The 24562-nt window shown below is 63.6% G+C and carries 24 protein-coding genes, 2 tRNA genes and 1 pseudogene; 14 read left to right on the top strand and 13 right to left on the bottom strand.

The window, feature by feature from the left end:
• The first annotated feature begins 69 nt into the window (after positions 1 to 69).
• On the top strand, positions 70 to 552 hold the full coding sequence (locus AC4K8G_RS11830) for a GNAT family N-acetyltransferase (RefSeq protein WP_491734344.1): 483 nt from the start codon (positions 70 to 72) through the stop codon (positions 550 to 552).
• On the opposite strand, the gene AC4K8G_RS11835 is transcribed toward AC4K8G_RS11830, so the two are convergent.
• Complete coding sequence (locus AC4K8G_RS11835) at positions 549 to 1091, bottom strand: hypothetical protein (RefSeq protein ID WP_491734345.1); 543 nt, start codon at positions 1089 to 1091, stop codon at positions 549 to 551. The two genes, AC4K8G_RS11830 and AC4K8G_RS11835, sit on opposite strands and share 4 nt — an antisense overlap.
• A gap of 462 nt (positions 1092 to 1553) precedes the next feature.
• On the opposite strand from AC4K8G_RS11835, the pseudogene rpsA reads away from it, so the two are divergent.
• From rpsA to AC4K8G_RS11860, 5 genes and pseudogenes are all read left to right on the top strand, one after another.
• Positions 1554 to 3275, top strand: a pseudogene (rpsA, locus tag AC4K8G_RS11840) (30S ribosomal protein S1); the annotation flags it as partial.
• Between the two features lie 315 nt (positions 3276 to 3590).
• On the top strand, positions 3591 to 3887 hold the full coding sequence (locus tag AC4K8G_RS11845; RefSeq protein ID WP_491734346.1) for an integration host factor subunit beta: 297 nt from the start codon (positions 3591 to 3593) through the stop codon (positions 3885 to 3887).
• A gap of 32 nt (positions 3888 to 3919) precedes the next feature.
• Positions 3920 to 4005: transfer RNA gene (locus AC4K8G_RS11850), tRNA-Leu, on the top strand.
• A 114-nt stretch (positions 4006 to 4119) separates the two neighbouring features.
• On the top strand, positions 4120 to 5730 hold the full coding sequence (locus tag AC4K8G_RS11855; RefSeq protein WP_491734347.1) for a putative bifunctional diguanylate cyclase/phosphodiesterase: 1611 nt from the start codon (positions 4120 to 4122) through the stop codon (positions 5728 to 5730).
• A gap of 107 nt (positions 5731 to 5837) precedes the next feature.
• Positions 5838 to 6008: a hypothetical protein gene (locus AC4K8G_RS11860; RefSeq protein WP_491734348.1), complete on the top strand. Its 171-nt coding sequence runs from the start codon at positions 5838 to 5840 to the stop codon at positions 6006 to 6008.
• Positions 6009 to 6017: 9 nt separating this feature from the next.
• Here AC4K8G_RS11860 and AC4K8G_RS11865 read toward each other — a convergent pair whose 3' ends face one another.
• On the bottom strand, positions 6018 to 7289 hold the full coding sequence (locus AC4K8G_RS11865) for an MFS transporter (protein WP_491734459.1): 1272 nt from the start codon (positions 7287 to 7289) through the stop codon (positions 6018 to 6020).
• Positions 7290 to 7385: 96 nt separating this feature from the next.
• On the opposite strand from AC4K8G_RS11865, the gene pgsA reads away from it, so the two are divergent.
• Together pgsA and katG are read left to right on the top strand one after the other, a co-directional pair.
• A complete protein-coding gene (gene pgsA / locus AC4K8G_RS11870; RefSeq protein WP_491734349.1) occupies positions 7386 to 7952 on the top strand; it encodes a CDP-diacylglycerol--glycerol-3-phosphate 3-phosphatidyltransferase in 567 nt (188 codons plus the stop codon).
• 107 nt (positions 7953 to 8059) lie between these two features.
• Positions 8060 to 10237, top strand: a complete 2178-nt coding sequence (gene katG, locus AC4K8G_RS11875) for a catalase/peroxidase HPI (RefSeq protein ID WP_491734350.1) — start codon at positions 8060 to 8062, stop codon at positions 10235 to 10237.
• Positions 10238 to 10245: 8 nt separating this feature from the next.
• On the opposite strand, the gene AC4K8G_RS11880 is transcribed toward katG, so the two are convergent.
• Complete coding sequence (locus tag AC4K8G_RS11880) at positions 10246 to 11172, bottom strand: LysR substrate-binding domain-containing protein (RefSeq protein WP_491734351.1); 927 nt, start codon at positions 11170 to 11172, stop codon at positions 10246 to 10248.
• Between the two features lie 77 nt (positions 11173 to 11249).
• Here AC4K8G_RS11880 and AC4K8G_RS11885 point away from each other — a divergent pair, with 77 nt between their 5' ends.
• On the top strand, positions 11250 to 11783 hold the full coding sequence (locus AC4K8G_RS11885) for a peroxiredoxin (RefSeq protein ID WP_491734460.1): 534 nt from the start codon (positions 11250 to 11252) through the stop codon (positions 11781 to 11783).
• Positions 11784 to 11786: 3 nt separating this feature from the next.
• On the opposite strand, the gene AC4K8G_RS11890 is transcribed toward AC4K8G_RS11885, so the two are convergent.
• Positions 11787 to 12518 carry a sulfite exporter TauE/SafE family protein gene (locus tag AC4K8G_RS11890; protein WP_491734352.1) on the bottom strand — a complete coding sequence of 244 codons (732 nt, stop codon included), beginning with the start codon at positions 12516 to 12518 and terminating at the stop codon, positions 11787 to 11789.
• Positions 12519 to 12755: 237 nt separating this feature from the next.
• Between AC4K8G_RS11890 and epsC the strand changes: the two genes are divergently transcribed.
• Positions 12756 to 13442 carry a serine O-acetyltransferase EpsC gene (epsC, locus tag AC4K8G_RS11895; RefSeq protein WP_491734353.1) on the top strand — a complete coding sequence of 229 codons (687 nt, stop codon included), beginning with the start codon at positions 12756 to 12758 and terminating at the stop codon, positions 13440 to 13442.
• Positions 13439 to 13780: a DUF2794 domain-containing protein gene (locus tag AC4K8G_RS11900; RefSeq protein ID WP_491734354.1), complete on the top strand. Its 342-nt coding sequence runs from the start codon at positions 13439 to 13441 to the stop codon at positions 13778 to 13780. Before epsC ends, AC4K8G_RS11900 begins: the two co-directional genes overlap by 4 nt.
• Here AC4K8G_RS11900 and AC4K8G_RS11905 read toward each other — a convergent pair.
• Both AC4K8G_RS11905 and AC4K8G_RS11910 read right to left on the bottom strand, forming a co-directional pair.
• Entirely contained in the window at positions 13761 to 14870 is a 1110-nt protein-coding gene (locus tag AC4K8G_RS11905) for a hypothetical protein (protein WP_491734355.1), read from the bottom strand. The two genes, AC4K8G_RS11900 and AC4K8G_RS11905, sit on opposite strands and share 20 nt — an antisense overlap.
• 67 nt (positions 14871 to 14937) lie before the next feature.
• Positions 14938 to 16092 carry an MBL fold metallo-hydrolase gene (locus AC4K8G_RS11910; protein WP_491734356.1) on the bottom strand — a complete coding sequence of 385 codons (1155 nt, stop codon included), beginning with the start codon at positions 16090 to 16092 and terminating at the stop codon, positions 14938 to 14940.
• 138 nt (positions 16093 to 16230) lie between these two features.
• On the opposite strand from AC4K8G_RS11910, the gene AC4K8G_RS11915 reads away from it, so the two are divergent.
• The 3 genes from AC4K8G_RS11915 to AC4K8G_RS11925 all read left to right on the top strand — a co-directional run bounded on the left by AC4K8G_RS11915 (position 16231) and on the right by AC4K8G_RS11925 (position 17442).
• Positions 16231 to 17013, top strand: a complete 783-nt coding sequence (locus AC4K8G_RS11915; RefSeq protein ID WP_491734357.1) for a winged helix-turn-helix domain-containing protein — start codon at positions 16231 to 16233, stop codon at positions 17011 to 17013.
• Between the two features lie 13 nt (positions 17014 to 17026).
• Positions 17027 to 17101: transfer RNA gene (locus AC4K8G_RS11920), tRNA-Val, on the top strand.
• A gap of 119 nt (positions 17102 to 17220) precedes the next feature.
• Entirely contained in the window at positions 17221 to 17442 is a 222-nt protein-coding gene (locus tag AC4K8G_RS11925; RefSeq protein WP_491734358.1) for a hypothetical protein, read from the top strand.
• Between the two features lie 13 nt (positions 17443 to 17455).
• Here AC4K8G_RS11925 and AC4K8G_RS11930 read toward each other — a convergent pair whose 3' ends face one another.
• From AC4K8G_RS11930 to AC4K8G_RS11960, 7 genes are all read right to left on the bottom strand, one after another.
• The gene (locus AC4K8G_RS11930) at positions 17456 to 19000 is read right to left on the bottom strand and encodes a TadA family conjugal transfer-associated ATPase (protein WP_491734359.1); all 1545 of its coding nucleotides are present in this window, start codon (positions 18998 to 19000) and stop codon (positions 17456 to 17458) included.
• A gap of 93 nt (positions 19001 to 19093) precedes the next feature.
• Positions 19094 to 19354: an ATP synthase F1 subunit epsilon gene (locus AC4K8G_RS11935; protein ID WP_491734360.1), complete on the bottom strand. Its 261-nt coding sequence runs from the start codon at positions 19352 to 19354 to the stop codon at positions 19094 to 19096.
• Complete coding sequence (gene atpD / locus AC4K8G_RS11940; RefSeq protein WP_491734361.1) at positions 19355 to 20878, bottom strand: F0F1 ATP synthase subunit beta; 1524 nt, start codon at positions 20876 to 20878, stop codon at positions 19355 to 19357.
• A gap of 26 nt (positions 20879 to 20904) precedes the next feature.
• The gene (locus AC4K8G_RS11945; RefSeq protein ID WP_491734362.1) at positions 20905 to 21798 is read right to left on the bottom strand and encodes a F0F1 ATP synthase subunit gamma; all 894 of its coding nucleotides are present in this window, start codon (positions 21796 to 21798) and stop codon (positions 20905 to 20907) included.
• 2 nt (positions 21799 to 21800) lie between these two features.
• On the bottom strand, positions 21801 to 23330 hold the full coding sequence (gene atpA, locus AC4K8G_RS11950; RefSeq protein WP_491734363.1) for a F0F1 ATP synthase subunit alpha: 1530 nt from the start codon (positions 23328 to 23330) through the stop codon (positions 21801 to 21803).
• A 9-nt stretch (positions 23331 to 23339) separates the two neighbouring features.
• Positions 23340 to 23894 carry a F0F1 ATP synthase subunit delta gene (locus AC4K8G_RS11955; RefSeq protein WP_491734364.1) on the bottom strand — a complete coding sequence of 185 codons (555 nt, stop codon included), beginning with the start codon at positions 23892 to 23894 and terminating at the stop codon, positions 23340 to 23342.
• A gap of 137 nt (positions 23895 to 24031) precedes the next feature.
• Complete coding sequence (locus tag AC4K8G_RS11960) at positions 24032 to 24520, bottom strand: GNAT family N-acetyltransferase (RefSeq protein ID WP_491734365.1); 489 nt, start codon at positions 24518 to 24520, stop codon at positions 24032 to 24034.
• Between the last annotated feature and the right edge of the window lie 42 nt (positions 24521 to 24562).

A 24562-nucleotide genomic window follows, 5' to 3' on the forward strand; every position in this document is an offset into this window, starting at 1 on the left:
TGGAGCGGGAGATGGCATTTCACGGTTCGCCGCTTTTCTTCGACCGCGGCACATGCAAGATCGCCCCGAATGACGGCTTCCACGACCATCCGATCGGCAACGCTCGCGGACGAAAGCGTCCTTGGAAGCCTCGGCGCGATGCTGGTTCAGGAGCATTACGAGTTCGACCCGCGGCGCTTCCTCGCACCACTGCCGGACATGCCACAGGCGTACGGCCATTTCCTCGTCTCCCACATTGATGCGGACCATCGAATGGTCCTTGTCGCCGAGCAAGGCGGGACCGTGGTCGGTTATGTCTTCTTCGGGCTTGAGGGGTTTGACTACATGGCGTTGCGAGGACCGGCAGGCGCGGTCTACGACCTCGTCGTCGATCCGGAGCACCGTGGCCGAGGGGTAGGGAAGAAGCTGCTCGATGCGGCGCTTGCCGAACTGGCCAAGCGTGGAGCTCCGCGCGCTGTGCTGTCGACGGCGGAGAAGAACCATGGCGCGCACCAGCTGTTCGAGCGCGAGGGATTCCGACGGACGATGATTGAAATGACGAAGGAGCTCTAGCGCTTCGCCTTGCGCTCTTTTCGTTCGGCTTCCTTGGCCATGGGCGCAAGGAAGGTCACCAGATCCCATTCGGCGTGGATGCTCACCAGAAGCAGGGCCATCAGTGCGGCCCCAATCGCGCTCTCGCTCCATTCGGCGCCGGTCAACAGCGCGATCGAGGCTCCACCCAGCCCTACGTATGCCACGGTCGGCATCACTCCGTACCACCAGGTATCGAAGATACTGTCCTTGGGCCCGGTCAATTGCGCGCGGGCAATGCCCACCGTGCTCCGGATTCCCATCGCGACACCAAGCAGTGCAAGTCCGCCGCTTAAGATCCCGAATAGCTGGGGTGTCATCGGCGGCGCTACCGCTGCGGCGCTCATCGCCATGACGACGGCGAGGTGCCAGACGATCGGCGACGTGTAGAGATGCTTCCCGGCTTCCATCGCCTCGCGGTCGCGGCCCTGGGTCAGCGTGACCACGACGAACATCAGGCCGATCAGCGCGCCCGCCGACGGTCCGACGATCAGGTAGAAGTTTTCCCAGTCAGCGAACATGCACCCCGCTTAGCCGGTCAAGGCTTGCGGCGCACCGCCCAAATGAACGCGGACAGGCTGCTGATCACCGCAGCGACGGCAATCAGGAGTGGCGGATCGAGAACAAGCATTACAACCGACTCCGAGCTGAACGGAAGCATGTTCCCTATTTGTTCCTATGATGCAATAGGAAAATTCCTACCGGCGCCCGTTCTTGCTCTTCGGAGGCGCCTCCGCTAAGGCGCGCCCGTCCGACCGATGCTCATTTAGCGTCTGCGGCAGCCCGTCCTTCGGCGAGCGCGTACGGTAGACCGGTTCAGACCGGGGCCGGGACGCGCTTTTTTCCGTGGATGGGAAGCCGATCGGATGCCGTGGCCGGATGAGCTGACCACGGCAGTGAATTTGACCAGGTCCGCATGTGAAGGCCCGCCATGGTGGCGGCCACGCGGCAGGCCCGATTGATACGAGAGACACAAGAGACTTATGGCTACCACGACCTTCCCGACCCGCGACGATTTCGCGGCCCTCCTCAATGAAAGCCTCGGCGGCGAGAATGAAGCCTTCGAAGGCAAGGTGGTGAAGGGCAAAGTCACCGCAATCGAAAACGACATGGCGGTGATCGACGTCGGCTTGAAGTCGGAAGGGCGCGTTGCGCTGCGCGAGTTTGCCGCGCCGGGCCAGAAGGCCGAGCTCAACGTCGGTGACGAGGTCGAGGTCTACGTCGACCGCGTCGAGAACAGCCAGGGTGAAGCGATGCTGTCGCGCGACCGCGCGCGCCGCGAAGCCGCCTGGGACAAGCTCGAAAAGGAATTCGAAGCCGGCAACCGCGTCGAGGGCGTGATCTTCGGCCGCGTGAAGGGTGGCTTCACCGTCGATCTCGGCGGCGCCGTGGCCTTCCTGCCCGGCAGCCAGGTCGACATTCGCCCGGTTCGCGACGTCGGTCCGCTGATGGACCTCCCGCAGCCGTTCCAGATCCTCAAGATGGACCGTCGCCGCGGCAACATCGTCGTGTCGCGCCGCGCGATCCTGGAAGAGACCCGCGCCGAGCAGCGCAGCGGCCTCATCCAGAGCCTCGCCGAGGGCCAGGTCATCGAGGGCGTGGTCAAGAACATCACCGATTATGGCGCGTTCGTCGACCTGGGCGGCATCGACGGCCTGCTCCACGTCACGGACATTTCGTACAAGCGCGTCAATCACCCCTCAGAGGTGCTCAACATCGGCGACACGGTGAAGGTGCAGATCATCCGCATCAACCGCGACACGCAGCGCATCAGCCTTGGCATGAAGCAGCTCGAGAGCGATCCGTGGGAAGGCGCGGCCGCCAAATATGCGATCGGCGGCACCTTCAGCGGCCGAGTGACGAACATCACCGAATATGGCGCGTTCGTCGAGCTTGAGCCGGGCATCGAAGGCTTGGTCCACGTTTCCGAAATGAGCTGGACCAAGAAGAACGTCCACCCGGGCAAGATCGTCAGCACTTCGCAAGAGGTCGACGTGAAGGTGCTCGAGGTCGACGAGGAAAAGCGCCGCATTTCGCTCGGTCTCAAGCAGGCCCAGTCGAACCCGTGGGAAGCTTTCGCATCGGCTCATCCGGTCGGCTCGACCGTCGAGGGCGAAGTCAAGAATGCGACCGAATTCGGCCTGTTCATCGGGCTCGAGGGCGACGTCGACGGCATGGTGCACATGTCGGACATCGCTTGGGGTGTTTCGGGCGAGGAAGCGCTTCAGCTCCACCGCAAGGGTGAGATGGTGAAGGCGCAGGTTCTCGACGTCGACGTCGAGAAGGAGCGCATCAGCCTCGGCATGAAGCAGCTCGAAGGCGGCGGCGGCAAGGGTGTCGGCGCAGGCGCAGGCGCGGGCGCATCGGCAGCCGGTGGTGTTCGCAAGGGCGAGGTCGTCACAGTCACGGTTCGCGCGGTCCAGGACGCAGGCCTCGACGTGCAGGTCGGCGACGATGGCGCGACCGGCTTCCTCAAGCGTGGCGACCTTGGCCGCGACCGCGACGAGCAGCGCGCAGAGCGCTTCCAGGTCGGCCAGAAGTTCGACGCGATGGTCGTCGGGTTTGACCGTTCGAAGAAGCCGAATTTCTCGATCAAGGCGATGCAGATCGCCGAAGAGAAGCAGGCCGTGGCCCAGTACGGCAGCTCGGACTCGGGGGCGTCGCTTGGCGACATCCTCGGCGCCGCGCTGAAGGAAAAGGCCGAAGCGTCCGCCAAGGAGAGCAAGTCCGCAGCAAAGCCCGCCAAGGCTGAGAAGGCTGAGAAGGCTGAGAAGGCTGCTCCAGCCAAGGCTGCAAAGGCGGACAAGGCCGAGACGGCTGAGGCTGCCGCCGAGGGCGAACCGTCCGAGGAAAAGAAGGCCACCAAGAAGAAAAAGTAACGGGAAAAAGCGGCGTTTCCTCGTGAGACGCCGCTTAAATCCTTCTTGCGTCGGGCAAATTTTCCTGACAGCCTGCGCAAATCGGTCCCTCGTATTCGGGGGAGTAAAGGGACCGGACCAACTCCTTTCGCGGGGAAGCCGATGATCCGTTCTGAGCTGGTGCAGAAGCTGTGCACCGATTTTCCCGACCTCACGCAACGTGAAGTCGAGGGTGTGGTCAGCGCCATTTTCGACTCGATCACTGAGCAACTCGCTCATGGCGGACGCGTCGAGCTGCGCGGCTTCGGAGCGTTCTCAACGCGTCAGCGCGATGCGCGGCTGGGGCGCAACCCGCGCACCGGCGAATCCGTGTCGGTCGATGCCAAGCGAGTGCCCTATTTCAAGCCGGGCAAGGAAATGCGCGAGCGCTTAAACCTGCAGGAAGTGACCGCGGAATAAGCCGGCTCGTGCACTACCGTCGCCGGAGCTTAGCGGACGTGGCGGAACGGTAGACGCTGGGGACTTAAAATCCTCTTCCCAATAGGGAGTGTGGGTTCGATTCCCACCGTCCGCACCAACTCGTGTTACAGGCCTTTCGAAGCGCCGACGCGGGCCTATTATCCAAAGATAAGGTCAAAATCGGCCATTCAAGAGGAATTTGTTAAGCGTTCGCGGGTTAACGGCTAAAGTCGTGACCAGTTCGGATGTATCTTCGGTGACCGACACACCCAGTTCGCGTCTTGAGAACGCTCAGCGCGACGTCGTCGTGCTTGTCGTCCTGATCACTGCGGTGATGCTGCTCATCTGGAATGGCAGCGCCTTCTTCCGTCACCTGCGCATCGCCGGCGAGTTCGGTCCCGAAGTCCGGATCGCAAGCACGGCTCTAACGCTTAATGTGGCGCTCATCTTGTTCGGGTGGCGCCGTTACGTCGACCTTCAGCACGAAGCGGAGATGCGCGCCGAACACGAGAAACGGGCGGCGGTATTAGCCAGCACCGACCCCGTGACCGGCCTCTATAACCGCAAGGGTTTCGCGGATCGGGCGGCAGAATTGGCCGCGGACGCTGCGGTGTCGAGCAGAAGTCTCGGCATCGTCTCCTTCCAGATCAACCGGTTCAAGACGGTGAACGATCAGCATGGCTACGAGACCGGCGATCGCTTGCTCAAGGGCATCGCCGCCGCTCTCGCCGATGAGCTGGGTTCCGACGCCGTGGTCGCTCGTTTGAGCGGTGACGAATTCGCCGTTGCGCAAGTGCTGGAGCCGGGCAATCTCGCGCCCGCGGAGGAAACCGCCGAGGCGGTGCTTCGGGCTGCGACGCGGCCCTTCATGTTCGACGAGCGGATCATCCAGGTTGGTGCGTTCGCCGGCATCGCCACCGCGCCGGGAGCCGGTGCCAGCATTCCCGATATCCTTCGCCGTGCCGACATCGCCATGGATCATGCCCGCAGCGGCCGCGTCGCGCGGCCCGTGTGGTTCGATGCCGGCATGGAGCGCGCGCTCGTCGCACAGGGCGAGATCGAGCAGGGCATCCGCTACGGTCTCGATCACGGACAGTTCGTCCCTTACTTCGAACCGCAGGTTAGTTTTGAGACCGGCGAAATCGTCGGCTTCGAAGTTCTGGCGCGGTGGACTCATCCATTGTCGGGAATCATCGGCCCCGATGTCTTCATCCCCGTCGCGGAAGAAATCGGGCTCATCGGGCGCCTGTCCGAACAGGTGATCGGCGAAGCCCTTCGCGAAGCCGCCAGCTGGGACCCAGCAATCAAGATTTCGGTCAACATCTCCCCGACGCAGCTCACTGATGGGTGGCTTGCCCAGCGGATCGTCCGGATCCTCGCCGAGACCGGCTTCCCAGCCGAACGGCTGGTGGTCGAAGTTACCGAGAGCTCGCTGTTCGCCGACATCGATTTTGCGCGCTCGATCGTCACGAGCCTGAAGAACCAGGGTGTCCGCCTCGCGCTGGACGATTTCGGCACCGGCTTTTCGTCGCTGTCGCACCTGCGCTCGCTGCCGTTCGACATCATCAAGATCGATCGGAGCTTCGTCAGCAACATCCACGTTAAGAAGGAAAGCCTGGCGATTATCCGCGCGGTCACCACCCTTGCGGGCGCTCTGTCCGTTCCGGTGTGCGTCGAGGGGATCGAGACCGAAGCCGCGTTCGACACTGTCGTTCGGCTTGGCTGCGCGATCGGCCAAGGCTGGTATTTCGGCAAGCCGATGCCGGCTCACCAGGCTCGTGACCTGCTTGCCGCCCGCGAGCGCACGGGCGAACAACAGCCTCCCCAAGCCGCCCAGGCTTAAGCCTCCCCACTGATCGGAATTGACCGTCTGTCCCGCTGCGGGACGGATGGCTCCGTCACGCATTTTGCGAGTTTTGAACATGGTAAAAACCGCGTTAAGGATTTGCCATGCAGCTTGCTCGACCAGCCTTTGCGCCGCATCCGCGAGCGTTCGGCCGTGGTCCTGTTCGGCACTGGGCGCCGGCAGTGGCTGCCGCGCCGCTCCTGAGCGATGATTTGAAGCTGTTCCTGTCGACTTTCGCGGTCGGCTTCCTGTTCGTCTCGGTCCTGATCGCTTAGTCGCGGGCCCTAGTCACAAGCCAGGTGGAGCTTCCACCCGAGCCAGGCCGAGACGAGGCACATCGCCGCCACCAAAAGAAGCTGCCCGGTGGGCCCGACGCCCATGCTGCTCAGCGCGAACGCCATCAGCGACCCAATCACCATCGCCCCTGAATTGACGATGTTGTTCGCAGCGACCGTTCGCGCCGTTTCGGTCTTGGGCACGGTCGTCGTCAGGAAGGCGTAGAGTGGGACCACGAACATCCCGCCGGTGATTGCGACGCCGAGCAGGCACACGATCATCAGCCCGGCCATCGGATGGAACACGAAATTGCCGAGCGTCGTCAGTTCGGGCCCATGCTTGCCCCAGGCGAGTGCGGTGAAGTGGAGCATGAGCACGAATAGGCCCATGGCGACGACCGACGCTGGTGCAAACCTCGCCGAGACCTCGCTCTTGAGCAGGCGGTTGATGAGGATGGACCCAATAGCGATGCCGATCGAGAAGATGGCGATGAATAGGCTCGCGACCTGCTCGTTCGCGCCGAGCACATTCTTCACGAGCGGCGGGAAGATGATGATCAGCACCGCACCGATCGTCCAAAAGAAACTGATCGAGCAGATCGCCAGGAACAGGCGCCGGATGTGCATGGTCGCGCTGACAAGCGCGATCGAGGCGCGGATGATGTGCCAATTGAACGGGATGCGCTCCGCGGCCGGCGGGGCAGGGGGGACCTGTCGCCCTGCGAGGAAGCCGATGATTGCGATGCCCACCGTCGCGGCAGCCGCGATCGATGGCGCAGCGGCCAGCACGCCGGCGAGGATCGTCCCGCCGAGGATGGCGATATAGGTTCCAGCTTCGACGAGGCCGGTGCCTCCCAGCACTTCGTCCTTGCGCAGGTGCTGCGGCAGGATTGCGTACTTGATTGGCCCGAAGAATGTCGAATGAACGCCCATGAGCCCGACCGCGATCAGCATCAGCGGGATGTTGGCGAGCATCAGTCCCGCTCCGCCGAGGATCATGATCCCGATTTCCGCGAGCTTGATGATGCGGATCAGCCGCGCCTTGTCATGGTCGTCGGCAAGCTGCCCTGACAGCGCCGAAAAGAGGAAGAACGGGAGGATGAACAGGCCCTGCGCTATCGCGCTGAACTGAAACTCTTTCGCCGGGTTTGAATAGAGCTGGTAGGTGACAAACAGTACCACGGCCTGCTTGAACAGGCTGTCGTTGAACGCGCCGAGGAATTGGGTCGCGAACAGCGGAACGAACCGCCGCGCGCGGAGGAGATGGGCGACGTTCTGGATCAAAGCTGGGGCGCTGGGGGTGCCATGGACGTTGGGGCGAAGGCATAGCCAGCTTTGCGCATGCCGCCAAACCTTATAACGGCACGGTTTGAAACGATGTTGTCGCTACCGAACCTCCTGACCCTGTCCCGCATCTTCGCGGTGCCGATCCTGGTGTTCCTGCTGTGGCGCCCGGCGCCGCTCGATTATGCGATCACGTTCGTCCTCTACTGCGTTGTCGGGATCACCGACTATTTCGACGGCTACCTGGCGCGCGCGCAGGGCAGGATTTCGCGCCTCGGTCAATTCCTCGATCCGATCGCCGACAAGATCATGGTCGGTGCGGTGCTCATCATGCTGATCTCGAGCCGCAAGGCGAACCCGGTGCCCGAGATCGCCGGTCTCAACATCATCCCGGCGTTGGTCATCCTGCTGCGCGAAATCATCGTCTCAGGCCTCCGCGAGTTTCTGGCCGAGCTCAAGGTTTCGGTGCCCGTCAGCGCGCTCGCGAAATGGAAAACGACCTTCCAGATGGTCGCGCTCGGCGCCTTGATCCTTGGTGGCTCGGCACCGGAGATGCCGTGGGTCCATCTGGTCGGCTTGGCGTGCCTCTGGCTCGCTGCGGCGCTGACCTTGGTGACGGGCTACGATTATTTGCGCATCGGCATCCGGCACATGGATTGACCGACTAATCGATTTTCTATGTCTCTCTAACAAAATTTAGTCGTTTCAATCGATGACAGCCCGCGCCTAGGGCTCGCACACGACATTTTAATTTTTGGAGAGGGATCATGGACGCAAAGACCGGCGATATCGGCGGCGGTTGCCCGATGAAAGGCACCCAGGTGCGCTCGCTGCTTGGCCGCACCAACAAGGATTGGTGGCCCGAAGCGCTTCCGGTCGACATGCTCCACCAACACGGCGTGTCGCCCGACCCGATGGGCGAGGACTTCAATTACGCCGAAGCCTTCAAGAAGCTCGACTATCAGGCGTTGAAGGCGGACCTCACGGCGCTGATGACAGACAGCAAGCCGTGGTGGCCGGCCGACTATGGCCACTACGGCCCCTTCATGATCCGCATGGCGTGGCACGCGGCCGGCACTTATCGCATCACCGATGGCCGGGGTGGGGCTTCGAGCGGCCAACAGCGGTTCGAACCGCTCAACAGCTGGCCGGACAACGGCAATCTGGACAAGGCGCGGCGCCTGCTGTGGCCGATCAAGCAGAAGTATGGCCAGTCGATCAGCTGGGCCGACCTGTTCATCCTCGCCGGCAACGTCGCGATCGAATCGATGGGCGGGCCCGTGTTCGGCTTCGGTGGAGGCCGCAAGGACGTCTACCAGTCCGAGGGCGACACGTTCTGGGGCGCGGAGGAGATCTGGGTCAACCAGGGCGCCAAGACGCGCATTATGCCTGAGGAAGAACTGGAGCTCGAAGGGCCGCTTGCAGCGATCCAGATGGGCCTCATCTACGTCAATCCGGAAGGCCCGGGCGGAAATCCCGATCCGCTCCTCTCGGCGCGCGACATGAAGGCGACCTTCCTGCGCATGGCGATGAATTCGGAAGAAACCGTCGCACTGACCGCCGGCGGCCATGCTTTCGGCAAGGCGCACGGCGCCAAGCCCGCCGAGAGTTTCGGGAGCGACCCGGCGTCCGAAGCTATTCATCTCCAGGGGCTCGGGTGGCTCACTGACGACGAGCAGATCCAGACGGGCAACATCACCACCTCCGGCATCGAAGGTGCGTGGTCGAACAACCCGACCAAGTGGGGCGGCGACTATTTCCGCCTGCTGTTCAAGTACGACTATGAACTGGTGACGAGCCCGGCCGGCGCAAAGCAATGGACACCGATCAATCCGGATCCGGAAGACCTGGCGCCGGACGCGCGTGACCCATCGAAGCGTGTGCCGACCATGATGACGACGGCCGACATGGCGCTGAAGATGGACCCCGAGTTCCGCGCCATTTCCGAACGTTTCCGCGACGATCAGGCGGCGCTTGACGACGCCTTTGCCCGCGCCTGGTTCAAGCTGACCCATCGCGACATGGGTCCGAAGTCCCGTTATCTCGGTCCGGAAGTGCCAGCGGAAGACCTGATCTGGCAGGACCCGGTGCCGCAGGGAACGGCTCCGTCGAGCGCAGATATCGCCGCGTTCAAATCGGCGGTGCTGAGCAGCGGGCTGACGGTTGCGCAGCTGGTCAAGACCGCATGGGCGTCCGCCTCGACCTTCCGCAAGTCGGATCATCGCGGCGGCGCGAACGGCGCGCGCATTGCGCTCGAGCCCCAGAAGAACTGGACGGTCAACGAGCCCCAAGAGCTCGCCAAGGTGCTAGCCAAGCTCAATGAGCTGCGGGGATCGATGTCGCTGGCCGACGCAATTGTCCTCGCGGGCTCGGCCGCGGTTGAAAAGGCGGCCAAGGATGGCGGCGTTTCGATCGAGGTGCCCTTCACGGGCGGGCGTGGCGACGCGACGCAAGAGTGGACCGACGTCGAAAGCTTTGTCTGGATGGAGCCGCAGGCCGACGGCTTCCGCAACTTCCTGAAAACCCGGCAGAGCGTGAAGACCGAAGAGTTGCTGCTCGACAAGGCGTCATTGCTGGGTCTGTCGGGGCCTGAGATGACTGTGCTCCTCGGCGGCCTGCGCGTACTTGGCGCCAACCATGGAGACAGCGCCAACGGCGTCTTCACCGACCGCAAGGGCCACCTGACAAACGACTTCTTCGTCAACCTGCTCGACAACGACACCTTCTGGGAAGTTGTGGACGAGAGCGGTGACGAGGAATTCGTCGGGCGCGATCGCGGCGGCCGGCATGAAAGGTGGCGCGCAACCCGTACTGACCTCATCTTCGGATCGAACAGCCAGCTTCGCGCGACCGCCGAAGTTTATGCCGAGCGTGGCAATGAGGAGAAATTCGTCCGCGATTTCGTGAAGGCGTGGACGAAGGTGATGAACGCGGACCTCGTTTGATCTCGTTTCTAGGCGGCCGCGGCGCTCGCGTCGTGGCCGCCCACAATCCGTCGCAGGGATTTCGCCAGGAGCTGGAACTCGCGCTCGCGCGGGCTCGACCGGCGCCAGATCAGCGCGATTCGACGATAGTTATAGTCTGAACTCAACGAGCGTGCTTCGACATCCGTCCCGGTGAGGATTCCGGCATCGATCGCCATCCCGGGGACGAAGGTCAGGCCGAGCCCGTTGTCGACCATCTGCACGAGCGTGTGCAGCGATGTCCCCATCATCGCAGCATTGGCGCGTAGCTCCGGCCGGTTGCAGGCCGAGAGCGCATGATCCTTCAGGCAGTGGCCATCCTCGAGAAGCAGCAGCCGGTTTTCGTCGATGGTCTGCGCGTCGACGGCCGGGGCCTTCGGCGCTTCGGCAGCGGGGAAGGCGACGAACAATGGATCATCGAACAACGGCGCGCTGTCGACCTCGCCGCAGCCAAACGGGAGCGCGAGAAGCACGCAGTCCAGCTGGCCGCGGTGAAGGGCCTCGCACGCGGCGGCGCTCGCCTCTTCGCGCAGGTACAGTTTGAGGCTTGGCCATTGCTGCCGAAGGCGCGGAAGCATCGCCGGAAGCAGGAAAGGCGCGATCGTCGGGATGACGCCCATGCGGAGCTCGCCATGGAGCGGCTCGCCTTCGGCCCGTGCCATCTCTGCCAGCTCCTCAGCTTCGCGCAGTACGCGAAGTGCCTTGTCAGCAATCCGCTGGCCCAGCGCTGTGAAACGAACGACGCGCCGGGTGCGTTCGACCAGAGTGATCCCCATCAGGCTCTCGAGTTCGCGTAAGCCCGCGGAAAGGGTGGATTGAGTGACGAAGCAGGCTTCTGCCGCGCGCCCGAAATGGCCGTGCTGGCGGAGCGCAACGAGATATTGCAATTGCTTGATGGTTGGGAGGTGAAGACTCATCGACTGTCCCGATTATGGCGTATCGCATAATCGATTTCCTCGATGGTTCGCAATTGATGAAGGGCGAAAGTGACACGATGCTGACGATTGATGACAAACTTCCGTCGATAACGGTGGCCGTGCAGCGCGGCGGGGACTTAAGCGGCGAGACGCTCGATCTCGGCGCGTCAAACGGCCGCTGGAAGATCCTGTTCTTCTGGCCCAAGAATTTTACGGCCGTCTGCCCGACCGACATCGTCGGCTATGGTCAGTTGCAGAAGTCGTTCGATGAGCGCGGCGCCGACCTGATCGGCGCGTCTACCGACACCGCACCCATGCACCTCGCGTGGAGGAAGTCTGACCGCAATCTCGCGGCCTGCGACTTCCCCTGGATCGCCGACGACAAATGCGAACTCGCAAAGGCGATGGGCATTCACGATCCGGTCGAAGGGCTGGCGCGGCGCGCAACGTTCATCGTTGATCCCGACAACGCGATCCAACACATCACCGTCAATGCCAAGATCGTGGGCCGCAATCCCGAAGAGACCTTGCGCGTGCTCGATGCTTTGCTGACCGGCGAAGAGTGTCCTTGTAATTGGGTGCCGGGCGACGAATTCGTGACGCCGGTCTGACAATCAGGCGAGCAACCGGCCCCCAACAACGAGCAAGGTCACCGCGAGGATTGGGCGCAAGAATGCGTCCGACGACCGGCTGCCCAGCAGGCTGCCAACGATGATCCCCGGGACCGACCCGATCAGTAGCGCGCCCATTAGGGAAAAATCGACCGAGCCCATCATCCAGTGTCCGATGCCGGCAATGAGCGTCAGCGGCACCGCGTGGGCAATGTCGCTACCGGCAATGCGCGCGACCGGGAGCTTTGGATAAAGGATCAATAGCGCAGTCGTGCCTAAGGCCCCCGCCCCTACGGACGTTATTGAGACGAGCACGCCGAGAGTCGCGCCGAGGACGACTGTCCAGGCGGTTACCCGCCTGCTGGTCATGCCGTGGATATGGTCGCCGGCAAAACGCAGAATGAGTGGTCGGAACATCACGGCGATGCCGGTCACGATCAGCGCGAAGCCGAGGAGCAGGTTCAACGCTCCGGAACTGTGCGTCGCGTTCACGCCGGACCGGCTCATGACGTAAAGGGTCAGGACGGCGGCGGGGACGCTTCCCGACGCGAGGCCAAGCACGATGCGCCAGTCGACCGTCTGACCCTTGTGGTGGACAACGGTGCCCACGCTTTTGGTGACCGACGCGTAGAGAAGGTCGGTTCCGACCGCCGTCGCAGGGTGAAAGCCGAACAGCAGAACCAGCAGCGGCGTCATGAGAGATCCGCCGCCGACCCCGGTCAGGCCGACGAGCATGCCGACAAGGAAGCCTGCCAGCGAATAGAGCGGATTGTAGGCGGAGAAGATCGCTGTCCCCTTAGCTCACACGATCAAATTGCTGTGAAATCTTTGGTTTTCTGTACCGGCAAGGGTGAGCTTTGCCCAAAGCCGATGTTTCCGCAATAGGACGTGCCGAGAGGCCCAGGCCATGTCTGGCAATTCTCAAAGCGGTCTCTTAAATTATAGGGACAACGGCAAAAGGTATCACGCGTCTTGCAGTCCGGCCTGATCGCTTATCTCGATTCCGTCAAATCCCGCGATCCTGCGGCGCGCTCGCGCTGGGACGTGGCCTTTTACCCCGGCGTATGGGCGCTTGGCCTTTACCGGCTGTCGCATTGGCTTTGGGAGGGGCATCTCTATTTCCTCGCCCGCCTGGTCAATCATTTCAGCCGATTCCTGACCGGCATCGACATCCATCCCGGCGCCAAGATCGGTCAGCGATTCTTCCTCGATCACGGCTTCAGCGTGATCGGCGAAAGCGCCGAGATCCATGACGACGTCACTATCTATCAGCATGTCACTCTCGGCGGCACCAACCCGACGACAGGCGTCGGCGGCAAGCGCCACCCAACACTTTGCTCCGGCGTCGTGGTCGGGTCTGGCGCGCAGGTGCTCGGGCCGATCGAGATCGGCGAGGGTGCAAAGATCGGTGCCAACTCCGTCGTCACCAAGGATGTCGCGCCTGGTCAGACCGTGGTCGGCATCCCTGCCAAGCCGGTACCGGTCGACGCGGTCCATTACAGCCCGGGCTTTATGCCCTACGGCACGCCGTGCGGCGAAGACGTGGATCCGGTCCGGGCGCGCTTGTGCGAGCTTGAGGATGAGATCGCCGAGCTGCGCAAGGAACTGAAGGCGCTGAAGCTGACCCGCCAGCCGCAGCCGAAGGCAAAGAGCGCTTGAGCGTCATCGCGCCGTTCCCGAGCCAATGGGACCGGCGCCGGATTGCCACCTTCGACCGTAAGGAACTGATGCGGATCCTCGACTTGTACGGCCGGATGGTCGCCGCCGGGCATTGGCGCGATTATGCGCTTCGGATCGATCCCGACGTGGCGATTTTCGCCGCATATCGCCGTCACTCGGAACGCCCCGAAGTGCGCATTGAAAAACGCCCCGCGCTTCGATTGAAGCAGGGGGCGTTTGCGCTGGTCGGAGAGCATGGCGCGGTGCTCAAGCGAGGCCAGGAGCTCGCAGGAGTCCTGGCTCCGCTCGAGCGCCGGCTTATGCGGCTTGTGGGGTAGCTGCCACCGTCCGGTCGAGGATCGGCAGGCGCTCCCGCAGACTTTCCGGCAACGGCCGGACGATCACGCCGCGGGCTTGGTGCCAGAAGGCCGACAGCATCAGCAGGGCCGACCCGATCACCAGCGCCGTCAGCGCGACGTTGAGCTCGACGGCACCGAACTCGCGGAACAGCTGCTGCATCGCGAACAGCACGTAAGCCAGTGCCGAGACGAGCAGCGCACGGCGGTCGATCGCGAGCGCGGTGATGCCGAGTGCCACGTAGAGCAGGATGACTACGATACCCTCGCCGACGGTCGCATGACCGTCGTTCAGGCCGAGCAGCGTGAACACCGGGTGCACGATCATCGGCGCCGCCAGAAGGTGCAGCCAGAAGGCGACGTCGGCGCGGCGCGTCAGGCGGGCTCGGTCCGACCCGTCCCACCACATGGCGAACATAAAGATCCCGATGCCCAGCGCAAGAACGACACCCAGGATGATGTTCTTCGTATTGGGGTCGTTCGGCCCCAGCGCGGCCATCACGCCACCCGCGGCAATGGCAGCCACCGAAGCAGCGCCAGCGGCAACGGTGATCGGCACGCGGAAACGGCGCCAGTGAAGCCATGCGGCAGCGGCCGCGACAGCGCCCGAGACCGCAACGACTGCGCCGCCCAGCAAGTTGTTATTGTCGAAGGCGTTCTCGCCGACGACCTGCGCGACCGCCATTCCGGTCGTCGCAAACACGCCGCCGACAAAGGTCAGCAGCAGCAGGATCGAGGGGAGGGCCATGCGCCGCTTGGCGGTGAAGAATAAAGCGAGGCCCCACGAAGTCGCGGCAATACCCAGGGGCGCAACGAACGATGGCCCGCGCTCGCCGATGATCAGGTCCAGCGACTGGCCGACCGATTGGCCGATCCAGCCGACCGCAAACAACAGTATCGCGGCGGCGATCGACACAAAAATGTCGTTGAAGCCGGTGATCAGCCGGAATTGTTCTTCGTCGGGGATGGCCGTCGAGCGCTGGCCCTGAACGTGGGCGCGTAGCGCGTTCGCTGCGTCGGCGGTGATCACGCCGGACGCGACGGCGTCGTCTAGCTCTTGCTGGCTGTACATAGTCTTCCTCCTGTTGGTCGGAAGAATATGCCTAGTGTATTATCGTGTCAATACACCATTACGCAGATCACTCGCCGCCGTCTGTCCCCGATTCCACCGGCAGGCCCCGCGCTTGCTTGAACGCCACCTCGAACATGCCGTCGAGCCAATAACCGTCGAGCCAGCGCTTGGTCCAAGCGTCGTTCGCGCCGAACCGCCGTTGCTGTTCCATGCGGTCGAACTTTTTTGCCGCTTGCTCGGGCGTGGCGGAGCTCTTCGCGAGCGCTTCCGCCTGACGTTTGATGTCGCCCATCGACCAGCGAAGGGTAGCCAGATAGGACCGGTCCCGCTGAACCCTCCCGTGGCCCGGGATGAGGATTTTGAAGTCGTACTTTTCCATCCGGTCCAGCGTCGCCAGCCACGGCTGCATCAGGTCGCTGAACCCATACGGCGTCGGCGCTACGACCGCATCGCCGCTGATCATCACCTTCTGCTTCGGTAGCCAGACGATCGCGTCTCCGCGCGTGTTCGCGCGACCCAGATAGAGCGCCTGCACCGGGGTCAGTGGGTCGTCGACCATTAACTGGTCGGCGAAGGTCTCGGTGGGGAGCGCGACGTAATTCGGCAGCTGCCGTTTGGCGCGCTCCATCACCCACGCCGCCTCAATGGCAAATTGCTGACGTTCGTCCTTAGGCAGGGTGAGATTTTGGGCTGATTTGCGAAACTCAGCGCTCGTCTCGACGGCTCCGTCGAACCTTGTCTTAGCGAGCTTCTCGTCGGGTTTCCCGATGCCCACCTTGAGCACGTCAGCGTATGCCATGACTTTGCCGGTCCACTCGGTCGCAATGATCCGCGTCTTGGGGAATTTCGCAAGCACCGCCGGGATGCCGAGCGGGTGGTCGTTGTGCCAGTGAGTGATGATCACTGCCTTGATCGGCTTCGGTGTCAGCCGCGCGACGGCGCCCACCACGTCCTCGCCATCGGCGATCGTCCCGCCACTGTCGACCAGCACGACACCGTCGCTCTGCTCAATGATCTCGACGTTGCCGATGACTGCCGCCCACAGCCGGTGCGGCTGGCGCATGACCCAGACATGCTCGGCAACCGGCTCGGGCGGCATCAACCGGCCGCTCGGGTACGACGACTGCGCCGGCGTCTCCGCCGCTGGTGCGGCCGGTTGGGCGCGGCAGGCCGTGGCCATGAACGAAGCGGAGACGAAGCAGACGGCAGCAAATACGCGCATTTGAACACCCTCCCGAAATGGATCCTGCTGGCATCCGCCCCTTCGCGACCTGCTGGCAATTCAAGATTGGCTAAAGTTTCGATGAAGGGTGGTTGGCCCCCTCTCGCCGTGGCCGCTCCCCGCGATTAGGATGAGCGCATGAACGTCGAACGCAGCGTTGGCCGGCATAGGATCGGCGGCTGGGACTTCTTGCCTGCAACCGGTGAGCTGCGACGCCGCGCCGACGTCCGCCGGCTCGAACCGCGCGCTTCGCGGGCACTGGAGATGCTGTGCGACGCTGGGGGCGAGGTCGTTAGCCAGGAGCAATTGATCGACGGCGTTTGGCAGGGCCGGGCGCTCAGCGACAACAGCGTCGCGGTGGTGATCGGGCAATTGCGCAAAGCGCTGGATGACGACGCGCGTGAGCCCAGACTAATCGAGACCATCCCAAAGCGCGGCTATCGCCTTCGCCAGGGACCGGGCGGGGCAGAGAAATCGAACGCGCTGCGCGTGTTCATCCTGTCCGCGATCGCGGCGCTGGTGTTAGCTGGCATTGCGTTCGCGTTGGTCTCACGAGACGCCGGTAAGTCCGCAATCGGTGTTGCCGATGTCGTCAACGAGACCGGCAATGCGGCCTACGATCCGCTTGCGCGCGCAACCAGCGAGTTGATCGTCACCGATCTTGGGCAACGGGGCTTCGCAGTCCGCCGGGCCGGCACGAGCGACCTCGCCCTCGCATCGAAGTTGGTGATGTGGGACGGGGCGCCCTATCTCGGCATGACAGCGACCGATCGCCAGGGCGTGGTTCGCTGGTCGGCGATGGTCAAGGCAAGGGAAGGCCAGGTTCCACCGGGCGTGGCAGCTGCGCTCGACGATCTCGCCGCCGAAGTTAAAGGAAAGAAGCCCGCTCAACGCCTTGCGGATGGGCGAGGCGGTCGCTAAGTCGCCCCCGAGTGGGCGTGTAGCTCAGTGGTAGAGCACTGTGTTGACATCGCAGGGGTCGCAAGTTCAATCCTTGCCACGCCCACCATTTTTCCTTCTTTTGTAATTATTTAGCCGCGATCAGCGGTCCATCGAAACCGTCCCAAAGCGGAACAGGTCCCGGTTGGCTGATTGCGCGGCGAGGGCTGCTTGAGCGATCCGGCGGGCATGAACCTCGCACTCCTCCTTTTGGTCCCCGCCAGTGCGGCGACTGACCTGACGCCGCCCGCGCCAGCAGCGGCGCCGGTAGCAGCGGTGACGACCTACGACGCGATTGTCGCAACCGAGGAGACGCCCGCGACCAAGGAGCTGACCAGGCCCGCGGTGTTCATCGAGGATGCTGCGGCGAAGGCCATCGCGGGCGCGTCGGGGACGCGCTGGATCGCTTGAACGGCGAAGCGGCTTAGAGGCAGGCTTCGAGGTAGGGCTGGTCGAAGCCGAACTGCTTGGCCTTTTCCAGCGTGTAGGGGCGCAGCCCCATCGACCGATATTCGCCGATGATCTTTCCGTCGGCGCTTTCGTCGAGATATTCGAACTTGAACAGCTCCTGGGTGACGATGACCTCGCCCTCCATGCCGATGACCTCGGTGACGTTGGTGGTGCGGCGCGAGCCGTCGCGCAGGCGCTTCACCTGGACGATCAGGTCGACAGAGTCCGCGATCTGGCGGCTGATCGCCTCCTTCGGGATCTTGATGTCGCCCATCATCACCATGTTCTCCATACGGGCGAGGCATTCGCGCGGGGAGTTGGAGTGGAGCGTGGCCATCGAGCCGTCGTGGCCCGTGTTCATCGCCGCCAAGAGGTCGAAACACTCCTGGCCGCGGATTTCGCCCAGGATGATCCGGTCGGGGCGCATACGCAGCGCGTTGATGACGAGGTCGCGAATGGTAATCGCACCCTGGCCCTCAAGGTTCGGCGGGCGGGTTTCCAGCGGCAGCCAGTGCGGCTGCTGAAGCCGAAGCTCGGCCGCGTCTTCGATCGTGATCACGCGCTCGCCCGGGTCGATCATCTTCGACAACGCGTTCAGCATCGTCGTCTTACCCGAGCCGGTACCGCCCGAGATGATCACGTTCATGCGAGAGGCGCCGGCGATCTTGAGCACCGTCGCCATCTTGTCCGACATCGAGCCGAAGCCCTTCATCATGTCGAGCGTGATAGGCTTCTCGGAGAATTTACGAATTGAGATGGCGGTCCCGCGAAGCGAGAGCGGCGGAATGATCACGTTGACGCGGCTGCCGTCCTGAAGGCGGGCGTCGCAGAGCGGACTGGTCTGGTCGATGCGGCGGCCGACCTTGTTCACGATGCGCTGGGCGATCTGGAACAGGTGCTCTTCGTCGCGGAACTGGATCTGTGCGATCTCCAGCTTGCCCTTGCGCTCGATGTAGGTTTGCTCCGGGCCATTGACCATGATGTCGCTGACGGCGGGGTCGGCGAGCAGCTCCTCGAGCGGGCCAAGGCCGAGAAGCTCGTCGACCAGCACCTTCTCGAGCGCGAATTGCTCGCGACGGTTGAGGTTGATCTTCAGCTCATTGAGGACCTCGGAGATGATCGGGCGGAATTCTTCCGCCAGCTCGTCCTTGTTGAGGGTCGCCGCGGCTTCCGGGTCGACGCGCTCGAGCAGGCGAGGAAGCACTTGCTCCTTGATCTTGTGGACCGATGCTTCGAAGCCCTCGGCCTTGCTGCTGCCCTGTTCACCGCTCGCATTCTGGCGCTGGGTAAGGCGGTCCATCGCGCCGCCGGACTCGGACGCGGAAGCGCCGCCGTCTTCGCTTCCGGTGGGAATTTCCGCGGGCTGGTTGAGCTCTTCGAGTGGCGGGAACTGGTCGCCGCCATCGAAGGCCGCGGACGTGCTGGCCGCTGAGCCGCCAGGGCCGCTCTTCATCGGCTTCGCAACGCCGAAGCTCGGGCGCGCACCACCGATTCCGCCACGCTTACCGAATGCGCTCATCTAGGCCTACTCACCTTATTCCGCAGAACGCGGTGGTGAATAAGGAAGAAACCCTTCGAAAAAGCTAACTTCGTTAAGTTAGCGGCGACGGTCTTAGGCTCCGGCGCTCTCCGCAAGCACGGTAAGGCCGTTTTCGCCAACTTCGGCAAAGCCGCCAGTAACCGAGATCAGCTCCGGCTGCGCGGCGGCGCTGCGATAGACCGCGATTTCGCCGTTCTTGAGCGTCGTCATGTAAGGGGCATGGCCAGCCATGATGCCTGATTGGCCCTCGGTGCCGGGGATGACGACCATGTGGACGTCATCCGCCATCACCAGCTTGTCCGGCGTGACCAGCTCGAAGTGCAAGTCGGCCAATTACGCCTCCTGCGCGAGCTTCTCGGCCTTGGCGACCGCTTCGTCGATGCCGCCGACCATGTAGAAAGCCGCTTCCGGAAGGTGGTCATACTCACCGTCGACGACCGCCTTGAACGAGCGGACCGTGTCTTCGACCTGCACGAACTTGCCGGGGATGCCGGTGAACACTTCGGCGACGTGGAACGGCTGCGACAGGAAGCGCTGGATCTTACGGGCGCGGGCCACGACCAGCTTATCTTCTTCCGACAGCTCGTCCATGCCGAGGATGGCGATGATGTCCTGCAGCGACTTGTACTTCTGCAGCGTCTCCTGAACCTTACGAGCAACCTCGTAATGCTCCTGGCCGACGACCGCCGGGGTCAGCACGCGGCTGACGGAGTCGAGCGGATCGACGGCCGGGTAGATGCCGAGCTCGGAAATCGCGCGGCTCAATGTCGTCGTCGCGTCCAAGTGGGCGAAGGAGGTTGCCGGCGCCGGGTCGGTCAAGTCGTCGGCCGGCACGTAAATGGCCTGCACAGAGGTGATCGAACCCTTGTTGGTCGAGGTGATGCGCTCCTGAAGCGCGCCCATGTCGGTCGACAGGGTCGGCTGGTAACCGACCGCGGAAGGAATACGGCCGAGCAGCGCCGACACTTCCGAACCTGCCTGAGTGAAGCGGAAGATGTTGTCGACGAAGAAGAGGACGTCCTGGCCTTCCTGGTCGCGGAAATATTCCGCCTGGGTCAGGCCCGACAGCGCAACGCGGGCGCGGGCGCCCGGCGGCTCGTTCATCTGGCCAAACACGAGGGCAACCTTGGAGCCTTCCGGCGTCGGGTTGCCGTCGGCGTCCTTGGCGATGACGCCCGCATCGAGGAACTCGTGATAGAGGTCGTTCCCTTCGCGCGTGCGCTCACCGACGCCGGCGAACACGCTGACGCCGCCGTGGCCCTTGGCGATGTTGTTGATCAGTTCCTGGATGAGCACGGTCTTGCCGACGCCGGCGCCGCCGAACAGGCCGATCTTGCCGCCCTTGGCGTAAGGCGCGAGCAGGTCGATGACCTTGATGCCGGTGACCAGGATCGCCGCTTCGGTCGACTGGTCAACGAAGGCCGGGGCTTCGGCGTGGATCGGAGCGGACATGTCGCTGCCGATGGGGCCGCGCTCGTCGATCGGCTCGCCAATAACGTTCATGATGCGGCCGAGGGTCTTCGGACCGACGGGCACGCGGATCTGGGAACCGGTGGAATTGACCGTCTGGCCGCGCGTCAGGCCGTCGGTCGAGTCCATCGCGATGGTGCGAACGACGTTCTCGCCGAGGTGCTGGGCGACTTCGAGGACCAGGCGATTGCCGCCATTGTCCGTCTCGAGCGCCGACAGGATCGGCGGCAGGTCGCCTTCGAACGCGACGTCGACGACGGCGCCGATCACCTGGCTGACGCGGCCGGTGATGTTGCTGGTCTTCGCGGGAGCCTTGGGAGTCGCGGGCGCAGCAGCCTTGGCGGCGGCTTTCTTGCGGGGCTTCGTCTCAGGGGCGGCGGTGGCCATGTTCGTTTTCCTTGCCTTCAGTCGGGTTAGAGCGCCTCGGCGCCCGAGATGATTTCAACGAGTTCGGTGGTGATCGCCGCCTGGCGCTGGCGATTATACTGGATCGACAGGCGATTGATCATGTCGCCGGCATTGCGCGTCGCATTGTCCATCGCGGTCATCTGCGATCCGTAGAAACCGGCCTGGTTCTCGAGCAGCGCGCGATAGATCTGCACGGCGATGTTTCGCGGCAGCAGGTCGGCGAGGATTTCTTCCTCGTCCGGCTCATACTCGACTGCCGCCGGGGGACCGGCCTTGGCGGTCGTCGCGGCAGTTTCGCCACCCTTCACCGCCACCGGGATGATTTGATCGACCGTCGGTTCCTGGACCAGGGTCGAGCGGAAATTGGCGTAGGCGAGATGCACGATGTCGATGCCGTCGGTCGTGTAGCGGTCGACGAGGTCCTTCGCGATCGCCTGGGCGTCGGCGTAGGTCGGCGCCTTCATCTCGCTGGTGTCGTACTGGGCGACGATGCTCTTGGGGTAGAGCCGCTGGATCACCGGGCGGCCTTTGCGGCCGACGATGTAGAACAGGACCGTCTTGCCCTGCGCCTCGAGCTCCTCGGCTTTGCGGCGCGCGGCGCGGACGACGTTGCTGCTGAACGCACCGGCGAGGCCGCGGTCGGCGGTCGCGAGCACGATCAGGTGCGTGTTGTCCTTGCCAGTGCCGGCGAGGAGCTTCGGCGCATTCGGGCTCGCGGTCACCCGGCTCGCGAGCGACTGCACGACGTCCGTCATCCGCGACGAATAGGGACGGCCCGCCTCGGCGTTCTGCTGCGCACGGCGCAGCTTCGCCGCGGCGACCATCTTCATCGCCTTGGTGATCTTCTGCGTCGACTTCACCGAGCCGATGCGAAGCTTGAGGGCCTTGAGCGAAGCCATGGTTAGGCGAACTGCTTCCCAAAAGCGGTCAGCGCGTCCTTGAGCTCCTTGGCGGTGTCGTCGTCGAGCGCCTTGGTGTCGCGGATCTTGGCCAAGATCTTCGGCTTGTCCGAGCGGAGGTAGCTCAGCATCGCAGCCTCGTAGCGAACCACGTCCTTGGTATCGACCGCGTCGAGGAAGCCCTGCGTACCTGCGTAGATCGAAGCGACCTGCTCTTCGACCGGCATCGGCTGGAACTGTCCCTGCTTCAGGAGCTCGGTCAAGCGAGCGCCGCGGGCAAGCAGCTTTTGGGTCGAGGCGTCGAGGTCTGAGCCGAACTGCGCGAACGCCGCCATTTCGCGGTACTGCGCGAGCTCGAGCTTGATCGAGCCGGCGACCTTCTTCATCGCCTTGGTCTGCGCGGCGGAGCCGACGCGGCTGACCGAAAGGCCGACGTTAATCGCCGGGCGGATGCCCTGGTAGAACAGGTCGGTCTCGAGGAAGATCTGGCCGTCGGTGATCGAAATCACGTTGGTCGGGATGTAGGCCGACACGTCGCCCGCCTGGGTCTCGATGACCGGCAGCGCGGTAAGCGACCCGCCGCCATTGTCCTCGTTCATCTTGGCGGCGCGCTCGAGCAAGCGGCTGTGGAGATAGAACACGTCGCCCGGATAGGCTTCGCGGCCCGGCGGACGGCGCAGCAGGAGCGACATCTGGCGGTAGGCGACGGCCTGCTTCGAAAGATCGTCGTAAACGATGACCGCGTGCATGCCGTTGTCGCGGAAATATTCGCCCATCGCGCAGCCGGTGTAGGGTGCGAGGAACTGCAGCGGCGCCGGCTCGGACGCGGTCGCGGCGACGACGATCGAATATTCCATCGCGCCATTCTCTTCGAGCGCGCGGACGATCTGCGCGACGGTCGAGCGCTTCTGGCCGATCGCGACGTAGATGCAGTAGAGCTTTTCGCTCTCCTTGCCGCTCTTGTTCACTTCCTTCTGGTTGATGAAGGTGTCGAGCGCGACGGCGGTCTTGCCGGTCTGGCGGTCGCCGATGATCAGCTCGCGCTGGCCGCGGCCAATCGGGACGAGTGCGTCCAGGGCCTTGAGACCGGTCTGGACGGGCTCGTGCACCGACTTGCGCGGGATGATGCCGGGCGCTTTCACTTCGACGCGGCGGCGTTCGGTTGTCTCGATCGGGCCCTTGCCGTCGATCGGGTTTCCGAGGGCGTCGACAACGCGGCCGAGCAGCGCCTTGCCGATCGGAACGTCAACGATGGTGCCGGTGCGCTTGACCGTCGAGCCTTCGGAAATGTCAGAGTCCGAGCCGAAGATCACGACGCCGACGTTGTCGGCCTCGAGGTTGAGCGCCATGCCCTTGGTGCCGTTTGCGAACTCGACCATCTCGCCCGCCTGGACATTGTCGAGCCCGTAGATGCGGGCGATGCCATCGCCGACCGACAGCACAGTGCCGACTTCGGAGACTTCTGCGTCAGCCGAGAAATTCGCGATCTGGTCGCGGATGACGCGGGAGATTTCAGCGGCGCGGATATCCATGGGTCTGTCTTAGCCTTTCATCGCGGATGCGAGACGGTTGAGTTTGGTACGGATCGACGCGTCGACCTGCTGGCTACCCAGCTTTACGACGATTCCGCCGAGGATTTGGGGGTCGACCGTCGCCTCGATAGCGACATCGCGGCCGGCGCGGGCACGAAGCTGCGTCTTGAGCGCGGCCATCTGATCGTCATTCAACGGCCGGGCGGTGATGACCTCAGCGGTCGTTTCGCCGCGATGCTCGGAAGCAAGCCGGCGGAAAGCGCGGATCACCGGGCCGAGCGCGTTCTTGCGCCCGTTGCGGGCAAGGACGCCGACGAAGTTGGTCGTGATCGGATCGAGTTGGAGTTTCGGTGCGAGCGAGGCGAACGCCTTGCCGGCCTCGTCGCGGCTGACCAGGGGGCTCGCAATCAGCTCGGCAAATTCTTTGGAATCGAGCAGGGCCTGGCCGAGCGCTTCTAGGCTCCGGCTGACGGAATCGATCTGCCGCTGGTCACGGGCAAGATCGAACAAAGCCGAGGCGTATCGCCCTGCTAAGCTGGCCCGAATGCCGCCGGATGTCTCCACGCGCTTTTAAGCTCCAGAACTGGAATTGCCCCGATGCAAAAACGGGGCGCTGAAACGGGTTATCCCCGTACGCCCCCATCGGTTGCGCGGCCCCTAGCAAGGGGTGCGCGGCGATGCAACCGCCTGCGTCGCAGACCTCAGATTTCGCGCGTGAAAAAGCGCGTGAATGGAGTGTCGGAATAGGCACCGAACGGCCCGGTCGGCGTAAAGCCCTCGCTCTCGTATAGCCGGAGCGCCGCCGCGAACGGCTCGGTGCTTCCGGTCTCGAGGCTCAGGCGCCGATAACCGCGCCATTGGGCCTGGGCCACGATGTGATGAAGCACGGCCCGTCCGACGCCCTTGCCGAGCGCATCAGGGACCGTCCGCATCGACTTCACCTCGCCATGGTCGTGGCTCAATTCCTTGAGCGCTCCGATGCCGGCCAGCACGCCATCGTCCCGGACAGACCAGAAGGTTACCGACGGATCCCGCAGGCCATCGGCCGGGAGCACATGGCATGCCTCGGGCGGAGAAGTGGCGCGCATCTCGCTGAAGTGGAAATCGAGCAGCGAGCCGACGTCCTCGCTGTCGAGATCGCCCTCGTGAAACGACCAGTTCTTGTTTGAACGCAAGGCAGCGGAAGCCATGTCACGCGCCCTGCGGCAAAAGGCCCTCACAACGAAAGGTGA

It is taken from the genome of Sphingomonas sp. SP3 (genome assembly GCF_058514305.1).